The organism is Azonexus sp. (assembly GCF_036170495.1).
In the GTDB taxonomy this organism is placed as follows: domain Bacteria; phylum Pseudomonadota; class Gammaproteobacteria; order Burkholderiales; family Rhodocyclaceae; genus Azonexus.
Genome location: NZ_JAVHPH010000322.1, coordinates 1 through 9,797 on the forward strand (window position 1 = coordinate 1; position 9,797 = coordinate 9,797).

The 9,797-nt window shown below is 61.5% G+C and carries 14 protein-coding genes; 1 reads left to right on the plus strand and 13 read right to left on the minus strand.

Annotated elements, in window-relative coordinates; all coding sequences use genetic code 11:
• Positions 1-846: 846 nt before the first annotated feature.
• From nifM to nifV, 6 genes are read right to left on the minus strand one after another with little or no spacing between them, the layout of a single operon-like run.
• Positions 847-1,656 (minus strand): nitrogen fixation protein NifM, encoded by an 810-nt coding sequence (nifM, locus tag ADADOO_RS11875; RefSeq protein WP_511277714.1) that lies wholly within the window; start codon positions 1,654-1,656, stop codon positions 847-849.
• A 4-nt stretch (positions 1,657-1,660) separates the two neighbouring features.
• On the minus strand, positions 1,661-2,119 hold the full coding sequence (locus ADADOO_RS11880) for a nitrogen fixation protein NifZ (protein ID WP_511277715.1): 459 nt from the start codon (positions 2,117-2,119) through the stop codon (positions 1,661-1,663).
• Positions 2,116-2,457, minus strand: a complete 342-nt coding sequence (gene nifW, locus ADADOO_RS11885) for a nitrogenase-stabilizing/protective protein NifW (protein ID WP_511277716.1) — start codon at positions 2,455-2,457, stop codon at positions 2,116-2,118. Before nifW ends, ADADOO_RS11880 begins: the two co-directional genes overlap by 4 nt.
• A gap of 10 nt (positions 2,458-2,467) precedes the next feature.
• Positions 2,468-3,010, minus strand: coding sequence for a hypothetical protein (locus ADADOO_RS11890; RefSeq protein WP_511277717.1), 543 nt, complete (start codon positions 3,008-3,010; stop codon positions 2,468-2,470).
• Between the two features lie 2 nt (positions 3,011-3,012).
• On the minus strand, positions 3,013-3,795 hold the full coding sequence (cysE, locus tag ADADOO_RS11895) for a serine O-acetyltransferase (protein WP_511277718.1): 783 nt from the start codon (positions 3,793-3,795) through the stop codon (positions 3,013-3,015).
• Positions 3,788-4,927, minus strand: coding sequence for a homocitrate synthase (gene nifV / locus ADADOO_RS11900; RefSeq protein WP_511277719.1), 1,140 nt, complete (start codon positions 4,925-4,927; stop codon positions 3,788-3,790). Before nifV ends, cysE begins: the two co-directional genes overlap by 8 nt.
• Positions 4,928-5,195: 268 nt before the next feature.
• On the opposite strand from nifV, the gene ADADOO_RS11905 reads away from it, so the two are divergent.
• The gene (locus ADADOO_RS11905; protein WP_511277720.1) at positions 5,196-5,939 is read left to right on the plus strand and encodes a thiopurine S-methyltransferase; all 744 of its coding nucleotides are present in this window, start codon (positions 5,196-5,198) and stop codon (positions 5,937-5,939) included.
• A gap of 15 nt (positions 5,940-5,954) precedes the next feature.
• Here ADADOO_RS11905 and ADADOO_RS11910 read toward each other — a convergent pair whose 3' ends face one another.
• The 7 genes from ADADOO_RS11910 to ADADOO_RS11940 form a co-directional block, all read right to left on the minus strand.
• Positions 5,955-6,923, minus strand: coding sequence for a hypothetical protein (locus ADADOO_RS11910; protein ID WP_511277721.1), 969 nt, complete (start codon positions 6,921-6,923; stop codon positions 5,955-5,957).
• A 15-nt stretch (positions 6,924-6,938) separates the two neighbouring features.
• Positions 6,939-7,697 carry a 4Fe4S-binding leucine-rich repeat protein gene (locus ADADOO_RS11915; protein ID WP_511277722.1) on the minus strand — a complete coding sequence of 253 codons (759 nt, stop codon included), beginning with the start codon at positions 7,695-7,697 and terminating at the stop codon, positions 6,939-6,941.
• A complete protein-coding gene (locus tag ADADOO_RS11920; RefSeq protein WP_511277723.1) occupies positions 7,687-7,950 on the minus strand; it encodes a DUF6129 family protein in 264 nt (87 codons plus the stop codon). The genes ADADOO_RS11915 and ADADOO_RS11920 overlap by 11 nt, the downstream gene beginning before the upstream one ends.
• The gene (locus tag ADADOO_RS11925; RefSeq protein WP_511277724.1) at positions 7,947-8,678 is read right to left on the minus strand and encodes a dinitrogenase iron-molybdenum cofactor N-terminal domain-containing protein; all 732 of its coding nucleotides are present in this window, start codon (positions 8,676-8,678) and stop codon (positions 7,947-7,949) included. Before ADADOO_RS11925 ends, ADADOO_RS11920 begins: the two co-directional genes overlap by 4 nt.
• A 189-nt stretch (positions 8,679-8,867) precedes the next feature.
• A complete protein-coding gene (locus ADADOO_RS11930) occupies positions 8,868-9,059 on the minus strand; it encodes a 4Fe-4S binding protein (RefSeq protein WP_226404672.1) in 192 nt (63 codons plus the stop codon).
• A gap of 65 nt (positions 9,060-9,124) precedes the next feature.
• Positions 9,125-9,352, minus strand: coding sequence for a putative nitrogen fixation protein NifT (gene nifT / locus ADADOO_RS11935; protein ID WP_511277725.1), 228 nt, complete (start codon positions 9,350-9,352; stop codon positions 9,125-9,127).
• A gap of 145 nt (positions 9,353-9,497) precedes the next feature.
• The coding region (locus ADADOO_RS11940; RefSeq protein ID WP_511277726.1) for a nitrogenase component 1 at positions 9,498-9,797 on the minus strand (300 nt) is incomplete at its 5' end.

Consider the following 9,797-nt stretch of genomic DNA (forward strand, 5'->3'; position numbering starts at 1 on the left):
GAATGCACTGCTTAAACTGACGGCATTACTGTCTTGACTCAGGGGGCCACTTCATTGATAGCCGATGACTTTGAGGGCAATCGCAATTTCCTCAGGGGCTATGCCTGCATGCTGAGCAATTGCTTGCGCAGCGTCCAATATTGTCCTGGCCAAAGTGTCTAGTTCCCCTATCGATGAGCTTACTGGGGAAGGGCAGTTGTCACGTTAGTTCGATACTAGAGCCCCAGTTAGATCGGGGTTAAGTGTGACATATTTGGTTTTGATTCGTCTATATTAAATTATTTGCGATTTGCAATTCACATCAATAACGTAATAAAAACAACGTATAACATCGTAAATTGTCGATATTTGCCGATTAATGGAGTGTATAGTTACAGCCTTCACACGGCAGGTTTTTTATTGATGTCATTCGAGATGCGTCTAATTGGGGACGTCCGAAACACGACTGATTCGGCGTATTTGCAAGCATGTTGATGACGTGGAATTGCGGCTTCGGCCAGTGTCCTGCGATTGAATTTTGAATATTCGATGCGGCAAGTCCGGCCTGGGAATTGTTGCTTTGAAAGCTGGAAAATAGACTGGACATTCCGAATCAGAAGCGTATTCTGAAATTGAGTTCTGGGCAGTAACAGGTTTCACCAGAACGGAGTTTTTGTTGAATGACTGGAGGTTCTATGGTTGATAGTCCGCCGCAATTTGATGAGAAGTCTGAGTAGCATCCCAACGGCAAAACGCCGAATACCTAGGCCGTGAGAGCCTTGGTCAAAGATCTGAGAAGCCCATGTCTAAAACGCATGGGCTTCATGCTTTCTGGCCACCGAGTTTGTCGATCAGCCGGGAGCGCGGCTAGGGTTGTTCCTTGATCCAGTCGCGCTGGGCTTCGCGGCGGCGTTTTTCGGTGAGTTTTTCGATGATGCGCGGGCAGGCTTCAGCGAATGGCATCATGCCGAAGGGCAGGATTTCGTCGCAGCGCACGATGTGCAGGCCCATCGGCGATTCGAGGACGGCGGAAACTTCATCGACGGCAAGTTCAAAGGCTGCCGGTTCGAGTTCCGGGAAAAGCTGCTGGCGTTTGAGCGTGCCGAGCTTGCCGCCATCCATGGCGGTCGGGCATTGCGAATGGCGCAGCGCGGCCTGACTGAAATTTTCGCTGTTTTTTCCGGTTGACCGTAGCGTTTCGAGCGTGGATCGGGCAACTGCCTTTTCGACGGGATTCGAGAAGGTGATGAGGATGTGGCGCAGGCGACGGGCTTCTGGACGGTCGAAGGCTTCCGGGTGGAGCCGATAGTAGATTTCGGCGTCGATGTCAGTGACCGGGGCGACGGCCGAGGCCACCTTGTCGAGCACGGCTTCGATGCGCAGGTCGCGCTCGATCGCAGCGCCGAGTTTGTCGGCGTCGAGGCCGTTACGTTCGAGGTCGGCCGCCATGTCATCCGGGCTGGCGTAGCGCTGGCGAATTTCCTCGAGGCGGGTGGCGATGCTCGGGGCCGGAACGACGACCTGGGCTGCGGCGGCGCTGGCCAGAATGCGTTGTTCGAGGCGCGCGTGCTTGTTGGCGACTTCGCCGAGGCGGGCCTGCTCGGCCTCGCTCAGCGTGCCGGGCGCCTTTTTGAACAGTTCGTGGGCGAGCTTGAGTTCAAGGTAGCCATGTTGCATGCGCTTACTCCGCCGGTTTGTGCGCTTCGAGGATGGTTTCGGGAATCTGCAGGACGCGCCCGGGCAGGCTGTCGAAGTGAATGTGATAGGTCACGCCGTTGGCTGCATCGCGGATCACTTTGATGACTTCGCCGATCGCGCCGAGTTCGACGAGAACCGTGCCACCGACCGACAACTGTTTGGCGGCGCGGACTTTTTCGCGGAATTCGAAGCGCGACGGGGTCCATTCATCGTCCCCGCCGATCAGTTCCTCTTCGCGGCATCCGACGATCTTGCCTTCTTCGAGGAAGTTGACCGAGTAGATGATCTGATCCTGCAAAAAGGTGCCGACATCGACGACGTAGCCGATGCTGCCGCGGCGCACGAGGAAGTCACCCGGATCGAGGCCGGGGTAGGTGCCGTCGTTGCGGACGTTGCGGATGAGGCGCACGGCCTCACCGTACTCCCACTTGGCGTTCATCATTGGCGGAAGACCTTGTCGAGGGAAACGAAGGAGCTCATGCCGCCGTCGGGCTTGGCGACGTGCTGAAAGACGGCGAAGACTTTTTCGGTCAGCGAATCCGAGGTCACGAAGTCCTGGTAGGCGCGTTCCAGCCAGAGGCGATAGATGCCGCGTTGCATTTCCTCTTCCGGCGGCAGGTTCGGCGCCTGTTTCGTCAGGTAGTCGTGGAAGCGCTGCAGGATGTGCAGGCGATTCACATGAACGACGGCCGGGTCGTAGGGGACCGCGAAATAGTCGAGAAAGTCTTCGGCAGAAACCAGGTCTTCCATGGCTTCGGCAAGGGTCAGGGTGTCTTCCATGATGGTTTCCTTAGGCTGCAACAAGTTGAAATTCGGGCGTGGCATTGCTGTCGTCGCCACTGCTCTGGAATTCGTCGACGACTTCCAGCAGTTTGGCGGCGCCAAGGTGGTCGCGGCTATCGAGCGCGGCGAGTTTGCTCAGGCGGTCGCGCGATTCGGCGATGCGGCCAAGACGCAGCAGGACGACGCTTTCGGCCTTGAGCGCCAGCAGGTAGAAACGGAGCAGGCCGAAGGAGGTCGCCGCGGCCGAGCCGAGCTGGGCTTCGTCGATCTGGCGCCAGTCGGCCGGGATGCCAAGATGGTGGGCCGAGATGCGCATGGCGTGGTCGGCGACGATCAGCACTTCGTCAAGGCGATGCTGGTAGAAATAGTAGCGATACAGGCTGACCAGCACGGTCAGGTGCTCGGGGGCCAGGAGATGGGCGCGCAGCAGGGCGAGTTCGGCCGCCGGGTCGCCGTAATCCTGGGCGGCCTGGGCGATCAGACGTTCGGCCTCGGCGGGCAGTTCGTCCTCGAAATACAGCTTGCAGTCGGAGAAGTCGAGCAGGTCCATGGTCAGTTCACCGCGTGCATGGACTCGTGCTCGCAGCACAAGTCGCCGGCTGAACAGGTATTGCATTCGCCGCTGTGGTCGGTGGGCGGCTCGTGGCGGACTTCAGCCAGTTCCCTTTCGAGGATCTCGATACGCTCGATCAGGCAGGCGATCGACTTGGCCACCGGGTCAGGCATCAGGTTGTGATCGAGGCTGATGCCATTGGCCGGGCGTGCCGTACCGACCCGGGTGTCGACGATCCGGCCGGGAACTCCGACGACGGTACGGTCGGCCGGCACGTCCTTGACGACCACTGAATTGGCACCGACGCGAACCCGTTCGCCGATGTTGATCGGGCCGAGAATCTTGGCGCCGGCACCGACGACCACGCCATCGGCCAGCGTCGGGTGGCGCTTGCCCTTGTTCCACGAGGTGCCGCCCAGCGTGACGCCGTGGTAAAGGGTGACATCGTCGCCGACCTCGGCGGTTTCACCGATGACGACGCAGGCGCCATGATCGATGAAGAAGCGGCGGCCGATGGTGGCGCCGGGATGGATGTCGACATTGGTCAGCGTCCGCCCGACGAAGGACAGCAGGCGCGCCGGAAAACGCCAGCCGGCCCGCCACAGGCGGTGCGCCAGGCGGTGGGTGAGGATGGCGTGGACGCCGGGATAGGTGGTCAGCACTTCAAGCGTCGAGCGGGCGGCCGGGTCGCGCTGGAAGACGCAATCGAGGTCTTCCCGGAGGGTCGCCCACAGGCCGGGGACTGCCAGTGCGGTTGCTGTCATGGTCATCGCTTCAGACATGGAGTTGGCTCCGGACGGAGATCAGAAGATCGCGCAGGTCGGCGGTTTCCGGTGCGTGTTTGTGTTCGGCGACGAAGTTGCGGACACGCGGCAGCATGGCCTGCGCTTCCTTTTCGCCCAATTCGATGCCGAGGCCGGCGAAAACGACCTGCACGGCGCGCGAACCGGAATGCTTGCCGAGCACAATGCGGTGCGACTGGCCGACTTCCTGCGGATCGTAGCCCTGGTAGTTGTCCGGGTGCTTGAGCAGACCGTCGACGTGGATGCCGGCTTCGTGCGTGAAGGCGCCGGCGCCGACGATGCTCTTCTGCCAGGGGATGGCGCGCCCCGAGGCGCTGGCCACTGTGGCCGACAGCGACGGGAAACCTTTGAGGCTGACGCCAGTTTCCATGCCGTAGAGCTTGGTCAGGCCGAGCACGACTTCTTCGAGCGGGGCGTTGCCGGCGCGCTCGCCGAGGCCATTGACCGTCGTATTGACGTGCGTCGCGCCGGCTTTGCAGGCGGCCAGCGTGTTGGCGGTGGCCAGGCCCATGTCGTCGTGGGCGTGCATCTCGATTTCGAGGCCGGTGTTGCGGCGCAGGGTGCTGATCCGGTCGAAGGTGCCGAACGGCTCGAGGATGCCCAGGGTGTCGGCGAAGCGCAGGCGGCGGGCGCCGGCACGTTCGGCCGTTTCGGCCAGGGCGCAGAGGAAATTCATGTCGGCGCGCGAGGCATCTTCGCAACCGAGGCCGACTTCGAGGCCGAGTGAAAGGGCGGCGCCGACGAACTTGGGCAGTTCGCGCAGCAACCAGGCACGGTCCTGCTTGAGCTTGTAGGCCAGGTGCTGGTCGGAGGACGGCACCGAAATGTCGATCATATGCGCGCCGAGGCCGGCGCAGGCGGCGATGTCGGCCGGGTGCATGCGGCTCCACACCATTAGGCGCGGGGCGAGCTGGAGGTCGGCGACGGCGCGGATCGAGTCGCGCTCCTCGTCGCCCATGGCCGGGATGCCGACTTCCAGTTCGGGCACGCCGATGGTGGCGAGCTGGCGGGCGATGTCCCGTTTTTCGTCCAGCGAGAACGCCACGCCGGCCGACTGTTCGCCGTCGCGCAGGGTGGTGTCGTTGATGGTGACGAAAGCGGGTTGGGTCATGGCAATCTCCTCGGCTTCTTTTCAGCAAGGATGGTGCCAATTTGTAACCTATTGAAAATGCGGTGAAGTTTTAATCGACGCTCGATGATGTGGGGCTAATGTCACGAACGCGACAATTTTTTTCGTCGCATGGTGCGGGCAATTTCGGTGATAGGCTAGTCGTCACCGGGCAAGTAATTTGCCCCAACCGCGCGAGTGCCTTTTCGGCCTGCATGGCTCTTTTAGTGGCCCCTTCGCCCACGGCGAAACAGGCCATCGATGAAGCGTTGTGTCTTTCGATCAGAACATTTTCCTGATTCAACAACGCAGCATTCAATGGGAAGAATCCGCCATGACCGGGCGCGACAACGAACTTTGGCAACAAACCTGGCGCGACGATGAAATCGCCTTTCATCAGCTGGCGGTGAATCCGCATCTGGTCAAATTTTGGCCAAATTTCCGGTTGACCGTGGAGGACCGGGTTTTTGTCCCACTTTGCGGTAAAAGCCTTGATCTGATCTGGCTGGCCGGGCAGGGGCACAAGGTGATCGGCGTTGAGCTCAGTCCGCTCGCCGTGCGCGCCTTTTTCCGCGAAAACAAGCTGCAGCCGACGCGCCGGAAAGCCGGTAAATTCACGCTCTGGGAACATGGCCGGATCGGGATTTTGTGCGGTGATTTTTTCAAGTTGACCGCCGCCGATCTGGGCGATATTTCAGTCGTGTTCGACCGTGCCTCGCTCACCGCGCTGCCTGACGACCTTCGCGCTGCCTACATCGCGCAGCTCCAACGCATTCTGCCCGCCCGTTGCCGGATGCTGCTGCTGACCACCGAGGAACCGGAAGAGGGCGAAACGCAAGGACAGGACTTTGCCGTGGCGGACGAAATCGCCAGCCTGTACACCAGCGCTTTCGACATCGAGCTTAGCCATGTCGAAAGCTTCTTCGAGCCTGATCCCGATCCGGCAATCAGCCAGCCGATACGGGTTGAGCAGAAGGTTTATGTGCTGACGCCGAAAGTCAGGGATGCTGGCTAAGAGGCCCGTTGGCCCTCAAACCGAATACGGCCGGTGCAGCCAGCCGCGCACAACGTCGACGTCGCGTTGTGGCAGGTAGGCGAAGCCGGCCAGGGCGTCTTCGACGACGGTCTGGGCCACCCAGTGGGGAACGGCTTTGGTGCTCAGCATGTGGAAATACCAGGCGAGCGGGTAGCCGATTTCGCGGTCGAAACGGGTCAGCGCTTCCTGCAGGCTCAGGCCGCTGGTCCCGGCGCTGGCTTCGAATTCGGGTGGCTCGCCGGCCAGTGTGGCAATCGGCTGGGCGCGGAAAATCGGCTGATGGTAGCGGTCGAGGTGTTCGCGGGTGGCGATGACCCAATGGTTGTAGTAGTTGCTGGCGCTGCCGGCGCTGCTTTTGCTCCAGTCGTCGAGCATGCGGTGAATTGAGGCCGGCTCCGGCTTTTGCAGCAGCATGCGCTTGAGGAAGTTGCCAACGTGCTGGAGGCGCCGGAAGGCATAAAAGGGCAGGCCGACCGGGGTGGGAGAGTCGCTGCCGCCGCGCGGGTCGACCAGTTCTTCGAGGGTTGCCGGCTCGTTGACGAAAAGTTGATGGACGCGCATTTCCTGCAGGTCTTCAATTTCCAGTTGCAGGAAATCGTCGCTGCCTTCGCCGGCCGAGGCGACGAGGTAATGGGTCTGGCCGACCAGGCGGGTGGCGTAAAGCTGCTGGCCGGCAAAGTCGTCAATCAGCCGGGCGATGTCGCCGTCGCGCTCGTCGATGGCGTTTTCGACCCAGCTCTCAAGGCTGTCGCTGACGCGCTGGCCGGCGGCATCGACGATGCCGCCGAGGCGGTACCAGCCGCCACGGCCCAGCGCGTGGCGAAATTTCCATTCGGGCAGGGCATTGCTCAGGGCTTTGACCAGTCCGGCCGGACCTACCGAGACCGGGGTCTTGGCGCAGGTTTCGACGATGGCCGGCGATAGTGATTTGCAGTATTCAGTCCAGCCCTGGTTCTGTTTCATGATTTTCCCTTGTGGTCAGGCGGTTTCCGATTCGGCGAGCCGGGCTTGCGCCGCTTCGCGGACTTCAATTTCCGGGTCGGCAGTCAATGGCTGCAGAAATTCAATGGGGGCGTTGCCGACTGCCGCCAGGCGCACCCACCATTCGCTGTCCTGCAGCATGGCGGCGGCCAGGCCGGGCAGGGCGCGCTCGGCGACAATGGCGCGGACTTCCGGCTCTTCGTCGGTGGCCAGCAGATGCAGGGCAAAAGGCGGCAGACGGGCGGCGACGACCTTGCGCACTTCGCGTTCCGGGTCTTTGGTCAGCTTGGCCAGTTGGCCATGCGGCAGGCGGCGGGCGACGGTAGCCCGGATCAGATAATCCGGGTCGTCGATGAGGCGGATGAGCTGTGGCTCAGGCAGGCGGGCGGCGACGGAAAGCCGGACTTCGCGGTCGCGGTCGGCGGCCATGTCGATCAACTCGTCAACCGGCAGACGCATGGCGACGACGCGGCGGACCACTTCATCGGGGTCCATTTTTAGCCCCAAAATGGCGTCGACCGTGGCATAGCGGGTGGCAATGGCCCGCCGTTCCCAGAAAATGTCGTTCAGGTATTGGTTCGCCAATTCCGGGTTGTTGCGCAGGAAACGGTCGATCTGCCGGCCGCTGTGGGCGCGGATGCAGGCATCGCCCGGCGTGCATTTGCCGCCGTTCAGGTAGCCCGGAAAAAAACGGCAACCCGAGCACAGGCCGAGTTTTCCATAGCCTGCGTCGGCGGCGGTCTTTTCACTCGTCATCGACCTTGGAGGCAATCAGGATGCCGGTAGCAGTTTCCGCGATATTGGTCAGTTCCAGGCAATGGCCAGTGGCGCCGGAGATGTAGAACAGTTCGTAGCCCTCGATGCTGAAAGCCGGGCGATAGCGCGGCGAGACGTCGTCTTCGCTGCATTCGGTAAAGTGCAGTTCGGGAAAGCGCAGGCGCAGCGCGGCGGCGCTGCCATCGAGCAAGGCGGCTTCGCCGACCCGGGCGAGTTGAGTCGGGGAAATCATGCCGATTCCTCTTCTTCCATATCTTCCTCAAAACGCGCCAGCGAGGCGGAGGGCACCCCCATGATCTGGGCCAGCCAGGGCGGCGGGCTGGCCAGGCGAGCCTGCAGCTCGACCAGCACTTCGCGGGCCTTGCCACCTTCCGGCTTCTTGACGGGATGGACGCCGGCCCGCACCACCTTGGCCGCCGCCGGCCCGCCGATCGACTGGACATAGACGATCTGGCAGTCGTTGATCAGCGCCGAGCGGGCGGCATTCTTGTCTTCGGCCGTATCGGCTTCGACCGTCGTGCGGATGTCGATCAGGCGGATGGCATCCTGGCTGATCTGATAGACCAGGAAGCGTTCGCAGGAACCGAAATGGCCGTCAAGCGTTTCGCCGCGATTGGCCGCGATGGCGACGCGCAGCGAGCCGGGCAGGTCACCGTCGGTATAGGCGTCGACCGCAGGGAAGTCGCTGTTCTCGACACCCTGGCCCCAAAGCAGGCGGATGGCTTCCTTGAGGGCTTCGCCGTCGACGCCGACGTGGCAGCCTTGTTCGGCAAAGTCGCCGGCCAGGATGACGCGCAGGTCTTCAACCGTCAGCATGCCGAGCTTGCTTTCGGTGAGCGGGGCTTCCAGTTTCTCGATCAGCGCGCCGACCAGGGCGCGAACATCGAGACCGTTCAGGGCGCGGGCCGCCAGCGCAATACGCAGCGCGGCTTCACGGGAGGCGATGGGGGTGTCGGACATGGTGGGCTCCTGGGAAAGTCTTCAGTGGAAGGCCGATGGAACCGGCCTTCGGCTCAAGGCTCGTTGGTTACTCATTCGGCAAGCCAATACACCGCTTTAGTCCATTCGCCCTGAGCTTGTCGAAGGGCTGTGTATCGCTGGCTTCGACAGGCTCAGCCCGAACGGGGTGGGGTGTTGGCTTATCTCGAATCAGGCCGGGCTGATGCAGCCGGATGGGCAGACGTCGACACACAACGGTGAATCGTTGTGGCCGTCGCATTCCGTGCAGGTGGCAGCATCGATCTTGAAGAAGATCTTGCCGGAACTGATGGACTTGGTCGGGCAGACAGGTTTGCAGTCGCCGCAGGCGGTGCACATGTCGGGGTCGATTTTCATTGCCATGATGCTCTCCTTAAAATCCGCTTTAGCTGGCTAATCTGCTGGCTGGGCGGGCAGGTTTCAAAGGCTTAATCTTCAGCGGCGCCGAGGCGCTTGGCTCTCAGGGACACCGGCAGGCGGGGCGGCTTGGCGATCGGATCGATGTAGTACGTCCCACCGTTGTCCAGTTTGAGTTCGCCACCCCATTTTTCGGCGGTGTCGAATTCGATGGATTCGATGGACGCTTCCAGGTCGCGCTTCGGAAGATAGAACACCAGCCCACCGCTGCTGCCTTGCTGGATCATGATATTGGCCATACAGCTGCTCCTATGACACCTCCCCCTTCAAGGGGGAGGCCGGGAGGGGGATGGGTGTTCCATTGCTCGAAACCCATCCCCACCCCGACCCTCCCCTTGTCCCAAGGGATACCGTCCCTCCGGGACATAAAGGGGAGGGAGTGTTTTACCGAACCAGGTCGAAGTTGTAGTCGGTGGTGCCCATGCCGATCGTTTCCTTGTCGAGTTGCTCAAGGACAGCGTTGGTCAGCTGGGTCACTACAGACATCATGCCTTCGTAGCCTAGGGTCGTGGCGCGGTGCATGTGGTGACGATCGAAGATCGGGAAGCCGAGGCGGATCAACGGCACTTCAAACGCTTCACCCTTGTGGCGGGTGTCGCGCTGGATGTACTTGCCGTAGGAGTTGCCGATCAGGAAGTCCGGCTTGTCCGTGAAGCACAGGCTGCGCATGTGCCACAGGTCGTT